15 protein-coding genes are annotated in these 16,049 nt (G+C 65.4%); 6 read left to right on the top strand and 9 right to left on the bottom strand.

From position 1 onward, the window contains the following. Window positions 1-2: 2 nt before the first annotated feature. Window positions 3-1,628, bottom strand: a complete 1,626-nt coding sequence (locus ADADO0_RS14285) for an ABC transporter substrate-binding protein (protein ID WP_511305818.1) — start codon at window positions 1,626-1,628, stop codon at window positions 3-5. A 159-nt stretch (window positions 1,629-1,787) separates the two neighbouring features. Next, window positions 1,788-2,207, bottom strand: a complete 420-nt coding sequence (locus ADADO0_RS14280; RefSeq protein ID WP_511305817.1) for a globin family protein — start codon at window positions 2,205-2,207, stop codon at window positions 1,788-1,790. 358 nt (window positions 2,208-2,565) lie between these two features. On the opposite strand from ADADO0_RS14280, the gene ADADO0_RS14275 reads away from it, so the two are divergent. The 6 genes from ADADO0_RS14275 (at window position 2,566) to ADADO0_RS14250 (ending at window position 8,472) form a co-directional block, all read left to right on the top strand. Further along, window positions 2,566-3,417: a ferredoxin--NADP reductase gene (locus ADADO0_RS14275; RefSeq protein WP_511305816.1), complete on the top strand. Its 852-nt coding sequence runs from the start codon at window positions 2,566-2,568 to the stop codon at window positions 3,415-3,417. A gap of 21 nt (window positions 3,418-3,438) precedes the next feature. Beyond that, on the top strand, window positions 3,439-4,455 hold the full coding sequence (locus ADADO0_RS14270) for a flavin reductase family protein (protein ID WP_511305815.1): 1,017 nt from the start codon (window positions 3,439-3,441) through the stop codon (window positions 4,453-4,455). 16 nt (window positions 4,456-4,471) lie between these two features. Further along, window positions 4,472-5,251, top strand: a complete 780-nt coding sequence (locus ADADO0_RS14265; RefSeq protein WP_511305814.1) for an MOSC domain-containing protein — start codon at window positions 4,472-4,474, stop codon at window positions 5,249-5,251. Between the two features lie 21 nt (window positions 5,252-5,272). Beyond that, entirely contained in the window at window positions 5,273-5,827 is a 555-nt protein-coding gene (locus ADADO0_RS14260) for an ankyrin repeat domain-containing protein (protein WP_511305813.1), read from the top strand. A 235-nt stretch (window positions 5,828-6,062) separates the two neighbouring features. Next, window positions 6,063-6,809, top strand: a complete 747-nt coding sequence (locus ADADO0_RS14255) for an SDR family NAD(P)-dependent oxidoreductase (protein WP_511305812.1) — start codon at window positions 6,063-6,065, stop codon at window positions 6,807-6,809. Window position 6,810: 1 nt separating this feature from the next. Next, on the top strand, window positions 6,811-8,472 hold the full coding sequence (locus ADADO0_RS14250) for a thiamine pyrophosphate-dependent enzyme (protein ID WP_511305811.1): 1,662 nt from the start codon (window positions 6,811-6,813) through the stop codon (window positions 8,470-8,472). 385 nt (window positions 8,473-8,857) lie between these two features. Here ADADO0_RS14250 and ADADO0_RS14245 read toward each other — a convergent pair whose 3' ends face one another. From ADADO0_RS14245 to ADADO0_RS14215, 7 genes are all read right to left on the bottom strand, one after another. Continuing rightward, window positions 8,858-9,697 (bottom strand): MerR family transcriptional regulator, encoded by an 840-nt coding sequence (locus ADADO0_RS14245; RefSeq protein ID WP_511305810.1) that lies wholly within the window; start codon window positions 9,695-9,697, stop codon window positions 8,858-8,860. A 107-nt stretch (window positions 9,698-9,804) separates the two neighbouring features. Next, window positions 9,805-10,524 (bottom strand): transporter substrate-binding domain-containing protein, encoded by a 720-nt coding sequence (locus ADADO0_RS14240; protein ID WP_511305809.1) that lies wholly within the window; start codon window positions 10,522-10,524, stop codon window positions 9,805-9,807. 75 nt (window positions 10,525-10,599) lie between these two features. Then, window positions 10,600-12,141: an ABC transporter substrate-binding protein gene (locus ADADO0_RS14235; protein WP_511305808.1), complete on the bottom strand. Its 1,542-nt coding sequence runs from the start codon at window positions 12,139-12,141 to the stop codon at window positions 10,600-10,602. 37 nt (window positions 12,142-12,178) lie between these two features. Then, window positions 12,179-12,994, bottom strand: a complete 816-nt coding sequence (locus ADADO0_RS14230) for an ABC transporter ATP-binding protein (protein WP_511305807.1) — start codon at window positions 12,992-12,994, stop codon at window positions 12,179-12,181. Continuing rightward, the gene (locus tag ADADO0_RS14225) at window positions 12,991-14,019 is read right to left on the bottom strand and encodes an ABC transporter ATP-binding protein (protein WP_511305806.1); all 1,029 of its coding nucleotides are present in this window, start codon (window positions 14,017-14,019) and stop codon (window positions 12,991-12,993) included. Before ADADO0_RS14225 ends, ADADO0_RS14230 begins: the two co-directional genes overlap by 4 nt. Beyond that, entirely contained in the window at window positions 14,016-14,927 is a 912-nt protein-coding gene (locus ADADO0_RS14220; protein WP_511305805.1) for an ABC transporter permease, read from the bottom strand. The genes ADADO0_RS14225 and ADADO0_RS14220 overlap by 4 nt, the downstream gene beginning before the upstream one ends. A gap of 13 nt (window positions 14,928-14,940) precedes the next feature. Continuing rightward, the gene (locus ADADO0_RS14215) at window positions 14,941-15,858 is read right to left on the bottom strand and encodes an ABC transporter permease (RefSeq protein ID WP_511305804.1); all 918 of its coding nucleotides are present in this window, start codon (window positions 15,856-15,858) and stop codon (window positions 14,941-14,943) included. Window positions 15,859-16,049 lie beyond the last annotated feature (191 nt).

Below are 16,049 nucleotides of genomic sequence, written 5' to 3'. Positions count from 1 at the left end.
GGTCAGCTCTTGGTCGCGAGATAGACGAAGTTGGTATAGGGCACCGGGCCGAGGATGAAGTTGTTGACGTTCTTCCTCAGCGCCGCCGTCTCCTGCATCTGGTAGACCATGATGAACGGACTATCCTGATAGAGCTTCAGCAGCTTGTGATACATCTCGATGCGCTTGGCCGGGTCGGTCTCCTGCAAGGCGGCGGCGGTAAGCGCCGTGACTTCGGGATTGTCCCAGCCGTTGCGCCACGTCAGGTTCTTGAACTTGGCGTTCTCGCTGGGATCCGGATTGCTGGCGAAGGCATCGGCGTTGGCATGCGGGTCCCAATACTTCAGGCTCCACTCGCCGATATACATGTCGTGCTTGCGGCCCCGGTATTTGGAGAGCGTCTGCTTGCCATCTCCGGGGATGATTTCCACCTTGATCCCCGCCTTGGCGGCGCTCTGCTGGAAGGATTCGGCGATGCCCGTCACCGGCTGAGTGTTGCGCACGTCGAAGGTGATGGTGAAGCCTTCGGCATAGCCTGCTTGCGTCAGTAGTTCCTTGGCCTTGGCGATGTCGAGCTTGAAGGGCTTCTCGCCGGTGGCGCCGGGCAGGCCCACGGGCAGGAAGTCCTGGTGGATCACGCCGATGCCCTTGATGAGGGTGGCGCCGATGGCGTCATAGTCGAGAAGATACTTGAAGGCTTGGCGCACCTCGGGCTTCGAGAGCTTCGGGTTCTTCAGGTTGAGGCTGATATAATAGAGCGTGCCGTTCAACTCGCTCTGCGTCTTCAGCTTGGCGTCCTTCGCCACGGCTTCGAGATCGCCGGGCTCAAGATTGCGGGCGATATCCACGTCGCCGGCTTCAAGCATCAAGCGCTGGGTCGCGCTTTCCTTGACGTGGCGATAGATGACGCGCAGCGGCTTGGACTTCGCGCCGTAATATTTGTCGTTGCGTTCCAACACGACGATGTCGTTGGCGCGCCAGTCGCGCAGCTTCATGGGGCCGGAACCGGCGTAGTTGGACTTCAACCAGTCGGCGCCGAGGTCGGTGCCTTTCTGGTTCGCCATCAGCAGCTTCTTGTCCACCGCCGAGGCGGCGTTCACAGTCAGGCTGTTGAGCACGAAGTTGGGCGCGTAAACCTTGTCGGTGACGAGCACGAAGGTGCCGTCCGGCATCGCCTTGGCATTCTGCTCGACATTTTCAGGGGTCAGGCCGAGTTGCGCCACGAGGAAGGCCGGGCTCTTGTCCAGCTTGACGGTGCGCTGGATGGAGAAGGCGACATCTTCGGCCGTGACCGGATTGCCGGAGGCGAACACGAGGCCGGGCTTGATCTTGAAAGTGAAGGTCTTGCCGTCCGGCCCGATGGTCCAGCTTTCGGCGATATCGCCGTGGATCTTGTTCGGGTTGCCAATGTCGAACCGCACGAGGCGATCGTAGGTGTTGCCGAGGATCTCGCCGGACGTGACTTCAAGCGCCACGCCGGGATCCAGGCTGATGATGTCGTCGATGGCGGCTGCGAGCACCAGGGTATCGGCCGGCGTCGCGGCACGGGCCGGCGCCACGCCCGCCATCAATGCGGCGCAAGTCGCGCCAAGCGTCGCTCCGAGCGACGCGCCAAGTAAGAGGCGCCTAAAGGGGTTAAATTGCTTCATGTGGACAGCCTTTCTGAAAGGATGCGTTTCGTTGAACGCAACACCAACCGGGCTTCCCCTTAGCGCCCGGCTGCAGATATCCAACCGGTTCAACCGGCGGGTTTTTTGACTTTTTTGAACGTCCCGCCGCTGCGGGCCGGATCTTCGGCGGACCTGTGTTCAGGCGGCTTTCTCGCCGTAGGCCTCCGTGATCATCACGGTCGCCAGCAGCGTATAGGCGGCCAGCCAGGCATCCCGCGTGTCGTCGGTGAAGTCTTCGCCGAGGCCCTGCCCGAGGGTCCAGATGAGCGCCTCGCCCACCGGCTGGTAATGCTCGGCCTGCACGCCATAGGCGACATGCTTCACCGCCAGGGACTTGGCCACCGGAACCACCGCGTCGAGATCGGTCAGGCCGTTCACCACCAGGCCGAGGGCGCTCATCAGCTTGCGCCCCTGCTCCGTCAGGTCGTTCTTGAACATCGGCTTCACTTGCGGAGCGATCTCGAACAGCCGGCCATAAAACAGGGTCGCGGCCCCATCCGCTATCGGCACGACTTTCTCGAAGGACTCTTGAATCAGGTCTATCTGGTCAGGTGTCATTGCACCCCCTCGCTGTCTGCCGCCGGCCTCTGGCTCCGGCCCGCCATGGGTATCAGCACGAAGCGTGCCACCACCCATTGACTTGAAACTTACAGCATTTTTTGCAGCTCACAATCGATCCAATCAATGGCTAAAACCCTACAAATCCCGAAACTGCATAGCTAATAGGCAAAGCCCCGATAATCCTGCATTTCAAGAGCGCAATGGACGGAAATCATCGGTTTTGGCGACTAAAAAAGCTCCATCTTAATAGAATTTAACTGTGAGATGAGGTGATTGACACTGGCTCTGAGGTACGGTACTCAAAATTCCATAAGCTACATATTTGTAGGAAATTTTGTAAAAAGGAGCCGATCCGATGGGCGATCGTCTGTTCGACGCGAGCTTTGGCGCAGATGAGGACAGTTTCTCCCGCTGGAGCCATGAAGCGGACGCGCTCCTTGCCGATATCGCCGCCTCGCTTCCGGCCGATCAGAGCCCCGCTCCGGCGCCCTCCTCCGCAACTTGCAATGGCGATGCCAACAGTCCGTCGTTTCATGCCGTCCTGATCACCCGCGTCATCCGCGAGGCGAAGGACTGCCTGTCGTTCGAGTTCGACACCGGCGGCGTGCCGGCCTTCCGCCCCCTGCCCGGCCAGTTCGTGACCGTGCGCGTCATCATCGGCGGACGGCCCCATGACCGGTGCTACGCCATCTCCAGCCTGCACATGCGCGGGGAAACGCCGCGCTTCACCGTGAAGCGGGTGGCCGGCGGGCTGGTCTCCAACTGGTGCCACGACAGCCTGAAGCCCGGCCGCAAAGTGCTCATCGGGCCGCCCCAGGGCGCATTCCAATTGCGCCGGAACACCCAGCGTCACGTCTTCCTGGCGGCAGGCATCGGCATCGCGCCGCTGTTTCCCATGATCAAGGAAGCAGTCACGTACGGAGACCGGCCGGTGATGCTGATGCTGGTGGATCGCGACGAGACCTGCGCGGTGTTCCTCAGGGCATTGCGCACGCTCACCCGGCAGCATCCCGACATCTTCTCCATGCAGGAAACCTACACCCACGGCGCCGGCCAATTGTCGGCGGGCGACATCGCGACCCATCTCGCCGGGCTGAGGGACGCCGAACTCTACATCTGCGGCCCGGCCGGCTTCATGGCGTGCGCGGAAGACGGCGCCCGCGCCGCCGGCATCGCGTCCGAGCGCATCCGCGTCAACCACCGCTGAGGAGAGACGCAAGCGATGGACATGCCAGCGCCCCTTCTCAAAGTCCGGCACATCAGGGTCGAGACGGACGATGCCCGCACCTTCGAGCTTGAGGTGCCAGACAGCCTGCGCGCCGCCTATCGCGGGCGCGCCGGCCAGTTCCTGCGCGTCACCATTCCGGGCGATCCCGATGCACTGGCGCGCTGTTATTCCCTCTCCAGCGCACCCGAACTCGACGAGCCGCTGCGCTTCACGGTGAAGCGCGTGGCAGGCGGCGCGGTGTCCGGCCGTCTGGTCGAGGCGTTCGCCCACGGCCAGCCGCTGCATGTCGCCCCGCCCACCGGCACCTTCGCCCTGAACGATGCCACAAGCCCGCTGCTGCTGATCGCCGGCGGCAGCGGCGTGACGCCGATCTTCTCCCTGCTGAAGACCGCATTGGCCACCACCGCGCGCCCGGTGGCGCTGCTCTATGCCAATCGCAATCGCGCCGCCGCCATCTTCGATGCCGCCATCGCGGAGCTGGCGCGCATCTATGCGCCGCGCTTCACCGTGCGCCACCATTTCAGCGACGACGAAGGCTTCCTCGACACGCCTGCCGTGCTCGCCTTCGCCGCGACCCATCCCGGGGCGCAGACCTATGTCTGCGGCCCCGGCCCGCTCATGGACATGGTGGAGAGCCTGTTCAGCGCGGGCGGCCCGCTGGCCGGCCAGGACCTGTTCTGCGAACGGTTCCTCCCGCCCGCCGCGCCCCCTGAGCCGGAACCGCCCCCGCCGCGCACAACTGAGGCAGCATCCGCCGTCACCATCCTGATCGGCGATGCCATCCATCACCTCGCCTGGACCGGGGGAACCGTGCTCGATGCCGCGCTGGCAGCGGGCATTCCGGTACCCTACTCCTGCCGGGAGGGTCATTGCGGCGCCTGCAAAGCCAAGATGACGGAAGGCGGCATCGAGCAGCGCGGCGCGCTCGCGCTCAGCCGCCGTGAACGCGAGCGCGGCTACATCCTGGCCTGCTGCTCCACACCCAGCACCCCCGAACTGGTCCTCGCCTATGACTGAGCCAGCGCCCCCTTTCATGACCAAGATCGGTTCCGTCTCCGCGATCGTCCGCTACCCCGTGAAAAGCATGGCGGGGGAGAGCGTCGAGGCCGGTTTCCTCGGCTATTCTGGCCTGTTCGGGGACCGGGTCTATGCCTTCGTGCAGCAGGGCGGGCGCGTCGGCTTTCCCTGGTTCACCATCCGCCAGATGGAAGACCTCGTGCGCTACAAGGCGCGCCTGCGCGATCCCGCCGTGACGGGACCCCTGGACATGGATGCCGCGCTCGGCATCGGCCCCGGCCTCGTCACTCTCTTTCCCGACGAAGACACGTTCGACATCGAGGTGGAATCGCCCGACGGCGAGCGACTATCAGTGCGCGATCCCCGGCTGAAATCCGCCCTTGAGGCGGAGGCGGATTTCCCCCTGGTGCTGCGCTTCAGCGAGCGCAGCCTGTGCGACTGCCGCCCGGTCTCGCTGTTCGCCCATCCCACCCTCTCGGCGCTGGAATCTGAACTCGGCATGGCGCTCGACACCCGCCGCTTTCGGGCCAATTTCTATGTCGACTGGGACAATGGCGAACCGTTCTACGAAAACAGCCTGATCGGGCAGGTCCTGCAGATCGGCGAACGGTGCAAAGTGATGCTCACCGAGCGCGATCCGCGCTGCAAGATCATCACCATCGACCCCGAAACCGGCGATGCCGACCCCAAGATCCTGCGGCACGTCTCCACCGCCCACGCCGGCATGGCGGGGGTGTATGGCGCGGTGCTGCTGGAAGGCGTGATCCGGGCCGGCGACCCCATATGGCTGGCATGAGCATTGGATAAGGAGATCCCCGTGGAACAGCGACAGATCGACGATATCGATGTGACCCTGGACGACGACGTCATCGACTTCGCCACCCGCGTTTTTGATCTCGCCCGCCATGGCGATGCCAAGGTGCTGGACCGCCTGCTGGAAGACGGCCTGCCGCGCGACCTTCGCAACGACAAAGGCGACTGCCTGCTGATGCTGGCCGCCTACAACGGCAACGAGCCGGCGGTGCTGACCCTGCTCTCCCACGGCGCCGATCCCAACTTCGCCAACGACCGGGGCCAGACCCCGCTGGCGGCGGTGGCCTATACCGGCCACCTCTCCATCGCCAAGCACCTCATCGTCTATGGCGCGCGCAACGATGCCCCTGCCGGTGGCGGCCGAACCGCCTTGATGATGGCCGCCATGTTCGATCGGGTGGAAATCCTGGAAATGCTGCTCTCTTACGGCGCCGATCCGCTGGAGACGGACGGCGCCGGCTTCACCGCGCTGGACCTTGCCCGGACCATGAGCGCGCATCGCACGCCGGCCATCCTCGAATCCTGGATCGCCACCAAGGCACCGCCTGAGGCGTCTTGAGGCAAAGGGCGGGCGAGGCATCGGCCAAACAATCCAAGCCCGTCATGCCCGGACTTGATCCGGGCATCCACGCGGCTCCGCCAGGTGCCTCTTAAGGGATGGGCGTGGATGCCCGGGACAAGCCCGGGCATGACGGTGAAAAGGGATGAGCCCGCCCTTTCCAAACATCCCTCGGCTCAACAGGTTCATGCCGGCCCTTCAACCGGCACAATCGGATGAAAAGAAGGAGCGGAAAGTGACGGCTTTTGCAGGGAAAGTGGCTTTTGTCACGGGTGGCTCGCGCGGGATGGGCGAGGCAGTGGTTCGCAAGTTCGCGGCTGGTGGGGCAAGCGTCGCCCTGACCTATAAGACGCAGCGCGAGAAGGCCGAGGCGCTGGTCGCCGAGATCGTGGCGGCCGGCGGAAAGGCCCTCGCCTTCCAGGCCGATGTGGTGGACGAAGCCGCCATCAAGGCCGCCGTGGCGGGCGCGGTGGACGCCTTCGGCAAGATCGACATCCTGGTGAATTGCGCCGGCATTCTCGGCCTGCGCGCCGTGGGCGACATCGACTATGCCTTCTACAAAGACCAGTTCGACACCAATGTCTGGGGCATCATCCCGGTGACGCAGGCGGCGCTGCCCCATTTCCCCGCCAGCGGCGGGCGGATTGTCAATATCTCCACCCAGCGCATGTTCACGCCTGGCGGCGGCATCAGCATCTATGCGGCGGCCAAAGCTGCGGTCGCCACACTCACCCACGGCATGGCGATCGAACTCGGTCCACGCGGCATCACGGTGAACGCCGTCGCCCCCGCCCTGACCAAGACCGACATGACCGCCGCCGTGCCCGAGGAGCGCCGCCAGCGCATCGCCGAGGCGACCCCGCTGCGCCGTGTCGCAGAGGCAGATGACATCGCTTCCGCCATCGTCATGCTCGCATCGGATGATGCCCGCTGGATTACCGGCCGCACCATCCTCACCGACGGCGGGCTGACGGGAGCCTGAGATGGACGCAGACGCAAATCCGCTCCGGGTTTCCGGGTCGCAGGCCATCGTCGCCAGTTTTCGCGCGCACAATGTCGAGCGCATTTTCTGCGTGCCGGGGGAAAGCTTCCTCGGCATAATGGATGCGTTGATCGACGCGCCGGAGATCGAACTTGTCACAGCCCGGCACGAGGGCGGCGCGGGCTTCATGGCGGTGGCCGATGCCCGCCTCTCCGGCCGGCCCGGCGTGGTCATGGTGAGCCGTGGCCCCGGCGCCGCCAATGTCACCATCGCCATCCAGACGGCGCGCGAGGACGGCGTGCCCCTGGTGGTGATCGTCGGGCAGGTGGACCGGCAGGATTTCGGACGCGGCGCCTTCCAGGAGGTGAACTACGCCAAGACCTATTCGGACCTTGCCAAATGGACCGTGCAGATCGAGGCGCCGGACCGCGCGGCAGCCCTGCTCGCGCAGGCGTTCCATGTGGCGAGCCGAGGCTTTCCCGGCCCGGTGGTGGTCGCCGTCCCGGAAGACCTCCTGGACGACACCTGCGCTTGCGCGCCATCGCCGGTACTCAGCGTCGCGCGACCCCGCGCGGCGGCGGACGAGGTGGAAGCCACCGCCGCCCTGCTCGCTGCGAGCCCCCGGCCGCTGCTCGTCGCCGGCATGGCGGCGAACACGGCCTGTGGGCGAACCGCGCTGAGACAGGTTGCGGATGCCTGGGAGATCCCCATTGCCGCCAGTGCCCGGCAGGCCGATATCCTTGAAAACACCCACCCCAGTTTCGTCGCGCACCTCGGCTACGGCACCGACCCCCGGCTGGTGACGGGCCTGCGCGAAGCGACCCTGATGCTTGCCGTGGGCACACGGCTCGGCGATGTCACCAGCCAGGGCTACACATTTCCGGCCGTGCCCATTCCCGAAGTGCCGCTCATCCATGTGCATGAGAGCGCCGACGCGGTGGGCACGCTGCGCGAGACCCGGCTCGCGATCTTGGCAGATTGCACGGAGTTTCTTCAAAAGCTCGCCGCGCTCGCGCCTCAGCACAAGCCCTGGACACCCTGGCGCGACCGGCTTCACGAAACCTGGCTGGGCTGGTCGAAATGGACCCCGGTGGAGGCGGAAGACGGCGTGGTGTTCGCCGCCATGGTGGATGCGTGCAGCCGCCGCCTGCCGGACGATGCCATCATCACCGCCGATGCCGGGAATTTCGGCGCCTGGCTCAACCGCTATTTCCGCTATCGCGAGGGGCAGCGTTTCCTCAACGCCCTGTCGGGCGCGATGGGGTTCGGCATGCCGGCGGCGGTGGCTGCTGCCTTGCGCTTCCCAGAGCGGCGCGTCGTCTGCTTCCTGGGCGACGGCGGCTTCCAGATGACCGGGGCGGAGCTTGCCACCGCCTGCGCGCGCGGCGCGAAGCCCATCGTCATCCTCTCGGACAATGCCTCCTTCGGCACCATCCGCATGCATCAGGAGAGGCGCTATCCCCGCCGCGTCCACGGCACCGGCCTGACCAATCCCGACTTCGCCGCCATCGGCCGCGCCCATGGCTGCCTGACGCTCACCGTGGCGCGGAACGAGGATGCGGAGCCGGCCCTGCTGGAGGCCCTGGCCTATGACGGGCCGGCCCTGCTCCACGTCAAAACCAGCCTGCGCCACATCTCGCCGACGTTTATTGTGCCGGGTTGAGGGGATTGCGCTCGGCCCGTCTGCACGACCGAGGCCGTGACCGCGTTCCCTCTCCCGCTTGCGAAAGGGGTAGGCGCGGGTTTGGTGGTGTTTGTCGAGTGACTGCGGCATGCCCCTCTCCCCGCGGGGGAGAGGGCTGGGGTGAGGGGGACAACCCTTTCCAGCCCTGAAATGTCGGAGCCCCCTCACCCGGCTGCTTCGCAGCCGACCTCTCCCCCTCGGGGAGAGGTAAAAGCAGCTCGGCCTTTGCATCTAGCGAACCGAGGGCGTTTGCGAGATCCCTTTCGCAGAGCTCCCGCTTGCGGGGGAGGATTGGGAGGGGCAATGGCGCGGACGAAAGCGCCTAAGGCATCAAGAGGCGCAGACGCCCAAGAGCCCTACCTGCTCAAAAGCTGTCGCCCACGCCGATCCAGATCAGTTCCGCCGTTTCCCGGCCCGGATTGCGCCAGGCGTGGAACAGGTTGCTGCGGAAATATATGGTGTCGCCGGCGGTGAGGTGGTGAACCCGGTTGTTGTCGATGGTGATCTCGAATTCGCCCGACACCACCACCAGGAATTCCTCGCCCTCGTGGCGATAGGAGCCGTTGGAATGGATGCCCGGCTCCACCAGCCAGCGTTTGCACGCCATGACATCCCGCCCCGAGCACAGGCGCTCCATGCGCACCCCGAGGCCGAGGCGGGGCAGAAGCTCGCCGTGATCGCGGGTGACGAACTCGCGGCCCGGCGGAACGTCGGCGAGTTCGACGCCCATCAGCGTGTTGAGGGTGACGTCATAGAAATTGGCGAGGCGCTTCAGCAGCGGCATGTCCATGCCGAGCGAGGTGCGCTCGACGGAGGCCAGAACCGAGGGGTCCATGCCCACCGCCTCGGCCACCGACTTGATGGTGAGGCGGCGCGCCTGGCGCAATTTGCGCAGGTGCGCGCCCACCTCGGAAGAGGCGATCTCGTTTTCTTCGCGCTCGGCCGCAAGCTCCGGGCTGACCACCGGCTGCGCCGCCAGCGCCGCCTTGATCTCGGGAATCTTCATCCCCTCGACGGTGCGCATCCGCTTGATGGCGATGGCGGTTTCGAGGTCCGCCTGGCGATAGACCCGCCGGCCGGTCTCGGTATAGGCAGGCGTCAGCAGATCCTGCTGCTCCCAAACTCGTATTGTGGAGGCGGAGACGCCCGCGTGTCGCGAAACGTCGGAGATCTGAAGCGCGGTCGGTTCTTTGGAATCGAGCATACGATGGCTTACGGCGCTTAAAATTGAGACCCGACGCAAGCCTATTGCGGATCAACGGGTCACGCAATCCGTTAAACCTACAAATTGAGAGCTTCAAGAATACGGTCTCATCCCGCGGCGGTCAGGCCACGCACGCCATGGCGGGCGATAAAGCGCTCCACCAGCCGCGAACTGCGCACCTCCGTGACGAAGGATTGCAGGAACGCCGCTCCGGCCGTGTTTTCACGCGCCGTGCCGATGGCCTGCTGCACGCTGGTGAAACAATCCGGCAGCACCAGCGCGCCGGGCATGCGCTCAGCATCCGTGAGAAGCCGGGGCCGCAGCCCTGCGAGCACGTCGAGATCGTCCTCGATGAAGCGGACGAAGGATTCCTCGATGCCGGCGGCGCGCACCAGGGTGGCATGACGAATGTTGCGCTCCAGCCAGAGGTCGTAGGCGCTGCCGCCGCTCACCGAAATCCGCACCCCCGCGCGGTCGACATCGGCAACGCTCTGATACGGCGCGCCGAGCCGCACCAGATAGGTGGATTCGATCTCGGCATAGGCGTCGGTGAAGGCGATCTTCTGCGCCCGCGCCGGCTCGGCGCCGATCAGGGCGATGTCCCACACCCCCTGCCCGGCCGCTTCCGCCAGGGCATCCGGGCGGTCGAACGGCACATAGTCCACCTTGACGCCGAGGCGCTCCGCCACCGCAGCCGCCATGTCGGGCGACACCCCCTCAGGCGCGCCGGTGGGAGAGCGGCCCGTGACCAGCAGGAAGTTGGACAGGTTGATCCCGGCGCGCAGGACCCCGGTGGGCGCGAGTTGGCGCAGGATGTCGTCGGTCATGTCAAAGCCTCGGGTGGGCGAATCCGGGCGGGGATGATGGCAGACATCATCCCCGCAGGCGCCCCCTGGTCCGGCTCATTTCTTCCATTTGGCGAGGTAGAACAGCGGGAAGCCGTCGGCGGTGGGCTTGAACTCCATGCCGGCGGCATAGGCGTAGGCCTTGGAATAGGAATACATCGGCAGCCAGCACAGGTTCGACTGGATCTTCTGGAGCGCGGCCTTGTAGAAATCCTTGCGCTTGGCGGGGTCCATCTCCTTGTCGGCGGCATCGAGCGACGCCTTCACGTCCGGGTCGCGGCACAGATCGTCGGGGCCGTGCTTGAACCACACGCTGACGAAGGCCGAGGCGTCGTTGAGGCCCGAGGAGCCCCACAGCAGCAGCGTCAGCGGCACGCCCTCCTTCTGCACCTTGTCGCGCAGGGCGGCGTATTGCAGGAAATTCAGCTTCGCCTGGATGCCCACGGCCTTGAGATAGCCGATCACCGCCTCGGCATATTCCTTGTCGCGATAGGCGTAGATGTCGATGCTGAAGCCATTGGGATAGCCCGCCTCCTTCAGCAGGGCGCGGGCCTTCGCAGGGTCGTAAGCGTAGGTCTGCACGTCGTCGGTGCAGCCGACCTGGGTGGGGTAGCAGGCGGCATTCATCACCATCGCCCCGCCGCCGATCAGGTTCTTGGCGATCGCGCCCCGGTCGATGGCATGGGCGATGGCCTGGCGCACCTTCAGGTTCTTCACCGGCGTCTCGCCCTCGCGGCCGATCACGTCGAACTGGAGATAGCCGACCCGCATGTCCGCGCCTTCGACCACGGCGATGTCAGGCATGGCCTTCAGCTCGGCGACCTTGTCGTGGGGTACGTCGGTGATCCAGTCGATATTGCCCACCATCAGCTCGGCGATGCGGGTCTCCTGGTCGGGAATGGTCTTGAACACCAGCCGGTTGATCGAGGGCTGGCCCTTCGCTCCGTTGAAGTAAGCCTTGTTCTTCACCAGTTCCATGGTCTGGCCGGCGACGAACTTGTCGAACACATACGGCCCGGTGCCGATCGGCTTGATGCCGGTGTAGATGGTCTGGCCGCTGGCGTTCTTGGGCAGGTTCTCCCAGCTCTTGGCGGGCAGGATGCCCATGCGGGTGCCGGAGAGGAATTCCAGCGCGGCGGGGAACGGCGCCTTCATCTTGATGCGCACCGTGGTGGGGTCCACCGCCTCCACGCTGCTCATCCAATTGATCAGCGCCGCGTTCAGCACCTTGGCGTCGGGATTGAGCAAGGCGTTGTAGGTGGCGGCGACATCGTTCGCGGTGAAGGGCGTGCCGTCATGGAATTTCACGTCGTCCCGCAGCTTGAATTCCAGGGTCTTGTCGTCGACCCAGGTCCAGGACTTGGCGAGCAGCGGCTTGTAGGAATAATCGTCGGGGTCGCGGTAGACCAGCGTGTCGCACATCAAGTGCATCATCGCCGCCACCTCGACCACCGAATCCCACCACACCAGCGGCACGTTCAATTCGCGCTCGGTGGACCAGACCAGGGTGTCGTGCGCCTTGTCGGCGCGCGCGTCCGGGGCGAGCCCGAGCGCGGCGAGCAGCAGAGCGAATGCCCACATGGCTCTCTTCAGGATCATCGGTCTTCCCCTCTTCTTGAACACTGGATGGCGCTGGTCAGCCGGGCACGAGATCGGGCAGCCCCAGCGACGGATCGGGCGTGAGAACGGAGGCCAGCAGCATCCGCGTGTAGGGATGGGCGGGCCGGGCGAACACATCGTCCACGCTGCCGCGCTCGACGACTTCGCCCTGGTTCATGACCAGCACCTCGTCCGCGAGATGCTCCACCACGGCAAGGTTATGGCTGATGAGAACATAGGTGAGCCCCAGTTCCCGCCGCAGGTCCTGAAGCAGGTTGAGAATCTGCGCCTGCACCGAGACGTCGAGGGCGGAGGTCGGCTCGTCGCACACCACCACCTGCGGGCGCGCCACCAACGCCCGCGCAATGGCGACGCGCTGGCGCTGACCGCCGGACAATTGGCTGGGATAGGCCCCGGCGAGCCGGCGCGGCAGGCCGGTCAGTTCCATGATGTCAGTCACCTTGCGCGCGATCTCGGCTGTGACATCGCTGCCGCGCACCCGCAGCGGCAGGCTGATGATGGAGGACACGGTCTTGCGCGGGTTCAGGGAGAGATAGGGGTCTTGGAAGATCGGCTGCACCAGCGCCGCCATCTCCAGCCGGCTGAGGTCGCGTGTGGCGCGTCCGGCGAGCAGCACCTCCCCGGAGGTCGGCGCCTCTAGTCCCAGCAATATCTTGGAGAGCGTGGTCTTGCCGCTGCCCGAGGCGCCGACGATGCCCACCACCCCGCCGCGTGGCACCGCCAGCGAAACGTCCTTCACCGCCGCGATCGGCGTGGTGCGAAAGCTGCCGCGCCGGCGCACATAATAGATCTTCGAGACGTTCTTGACCTCGAGGATGGCGTCGCCCGTCACGCGCGGCCCTCCATCACGGCGAGACGTTCCGCCCCGAACGGCAGGTTGCACTCATAGGCATGGCCGCCGCCCCGTTCATGCACGTCCACCTCATCGGCGCAGCGTGGCATGACATGGGGACATCTCTCCCGGAACGCGCAGCCGCGCACCTCGCCCAGCAGCGAGGGCACGATGCCGGGGATCGCCCCCAGAGGTGCGCCGCGCTGGGTCGCGCCGGGCACGGGAATGCAATCCAGCAGGCCGCGGGTATAGGGATGGGCGGGCGCCGCGAACACCGCCCCCACGGGCCCGCTCTCGACGATCCGCCCGGCATACATCACCGCCACATCGTCTGCGAACCGCGCCACAAGCCCGAGGTCGTGGGTAATCAGAAGAATGGCGAGCCCGAGGTCTTTCTGGAGGTCCGCGAGAACCCGCAAAATCTGCACCTGCACATGAACGTCCAGGGCGGTGGTCGGCTCGTCCGCGATCAGCAATTCCGGCTCGCACATCAGCCCCATGGCGATCATGACGCGCTGGCGCAGGCCGCCGGACAATTGGTGGGGATATTGCGTCAGCCGGTTTTCCGGGTCCGCGATCCCGACCTTGCCGAGCATCTCGATGGCCCGCGCGGTGGCCGCCTTCCGCCCCCCGCCCATATGGATGAGATAGGCTTCCTCCAGTTGGTTGCCGATTGTGTAGGAGGGGTTGAGGCTGGTCATCGGGTCTTGAAAGATCATGGAGATGCGCCGGCCGCGCACCTTCGAGAAGCGCCGGTCGCTCATTCCCGCAAGATCAAGCTCGGCGAACCTCATGGCGTCGGCCTGCCGCGTTGCCTGGCGCGGCAGCAGGCCCATGAGCGCCAGCGCGGTCATGGATTTTCCGCAGCCGGATTCCCCGACGAGGCAGAGCGTGCGGCCCGGGGCGACATCGAAGCTCACGCCGCGCACCGCGTTCAGCGTGCGCCGCCCCACCGGCAGCGTCACCTTGAGATCGCGCACGCTAAGGCCGCGTCCACTTAGGTCGCTTCCACTGAGGCCGCTCATGAGCGGCCCTCCGGCGCCGTGACATCGCGCAGGCCGTCGCCGAACATATTGACCGCGAACACCAGCAGAAACAGCGTGAGACCGGGGATGGCGATGATCCACGGCCGCGAGAACATATTGCTCTTTCCCTCTGCCACCATGAGCCCCCAGGACGGGGTGGGCGGCTGCACGCCGAGGCCGAGGAACGAGAGCGAGGCTTCCAGCAGCACCGCGTGGGCCACCTCCAGGGTCGCGACCACCATCAGGGACGCCATCAGGTTGGGCATGACCTCGGTGAGGATGATGCGGGCCGCGCTGCACCCCGCCAGCCGCGCGGCAACCAGATAGTCGCGGTCCCGCAATTGCTGGGTGGTGCTGCGCATGACAACGGCGAAGCGGTCCCAGATCAGCAGCCCCAGCACCAGAACCACCGTGTGCAGCGAGCCGCCCACCAGCGCCACCACCGCGAGGGCCACCAGCATGGCCGGCAGCGCGAGGCGGATATTGATGAGGAAGGTCACGAACAGATCGACCTTGCCGCCGAAATAGCCGGCGCACACGCCAAGCGTCGTGCCGATCACCCCGGAGATCAGCGCGGCGCCGAAGCCGATGGCGAGGGACACCCGCGCGCCCCAGATCAGGCGGGAGAGATAATCACGGCCGAGCGCGTCGGTGCCCAGGGGCGCCGCCCAACTGCCCCGCGCGTCCCACACCGGCGGCGTGAGCCGCCGCGACAGATCCTGCACATAGGGGTCGTGCGGTGCGATCAGCGGCGCGAACACCGCGATGATGGTCATGGCGAGAATGACCAGCGTTCCCGCCAGCAGGCCAGGATGCCGCAGTGCCTTGCGCACCATGACCCGCAGCGGCGTATCGAGGCGCTCCGGCCCCGAGGCCGCGTCCAATGCTTGGGTTTCCATCAGCGACATGGGCGGGCTTTCATCACCCGAGCCGAAGGCGCGGATCGAGGAAGCCGTTGCAAATATCGGCCAGGAAGGTGAGCAGCAGGTAGGCGACGGAAATGGTGAGGACCAGGGCCTGGATCATCTCCAGGTCGGTGCGCTGGATCGACTGCCAGCCGAGGCGGCCGAGCCCGTTCATCGAGAACACGGATTCCACGATGATGGAGCCGCCCAGCATCAGGCCCAATTGCACGGAGGTCAGTGCCACCACCGGGATCGCGGCATTGCGCAGGGCATGCTTGAACAGCAGGCGCGGCCCCCGCACCCCCTTGGCGCGGGCGGCACGGATATAGTCGGCGGACAGCACCTCGATCATCCCCGCGCGGGTCAGGCGCATGATGGCGGGGGCGGAATAATACCCCAGCGCAATCGAGGGCAGGACGTAATTGGCCCACTTGGCGTCGCCGGAAATCGGCAGCCAACGCAGCGTCACGCCGAAGAACACGATGAGGATCAGCGCGAAAAAGAAATTGGGAAGCGCCTGCCCCACCACGGCGATGCCGAGCGCGATGCGGTCAATGGCGGTGTTGGGCCGCCACGCGGCGAGGACGCCCAAAGGTACGGCGAGGGCGATCGCGAAGGCGACCGAGCACAGCGCCAAAGTCACCGTGACCGGCGCCCGCTCGACGATCACTTCCGCGACCGGGCGATGAAGATAATTGGACCAGCCGAGATTGCCGTTGAGCACGCTGACCAGCCAGCGCCAGTACTGGACGTAAAGCGGCTGATCGAAGCCGAAGGCGACCCTTATGCGCTGGATTTCATCCGCGGCGGCATCATTGCCCGCGAGCGCGATCGCCGGGTCCCCCGCGGTGCGCAGCAAGGCGAAGGTGATGACCGAAACGGCGGCGAGGACAAGCAGCGCTACGCCCAGCCGTTTCAGCACATAAGGACCCATCTCGACCTCGCATTCCAGAAGCGCTGGGGCATCGCGGCGAAATTAGAAATTCCACCACATGAAATTTCATTCTTATGAGATGCCATGACCTCCCCCTATGTCAACGCCAATACGCAAAAGTTGACGGGTAATTAGGCGAGGCATATAAATAGGCAGGGATTAAATTCGATATTGTGAAATTATATCGGCAA

This window comes from Aquabacter sp., from assembly GCF_965279295.1.
Lineage (GTDB): Bacteria > Pseudomonadota > Alphaproteobacteria > Rhizobiales > Xanthobacteraceae > Aquabacter.
Note: the sequence above shows the minus strand (reverse complement) of the source record. Positions and strands in the feature narration are given on the sequence as shown.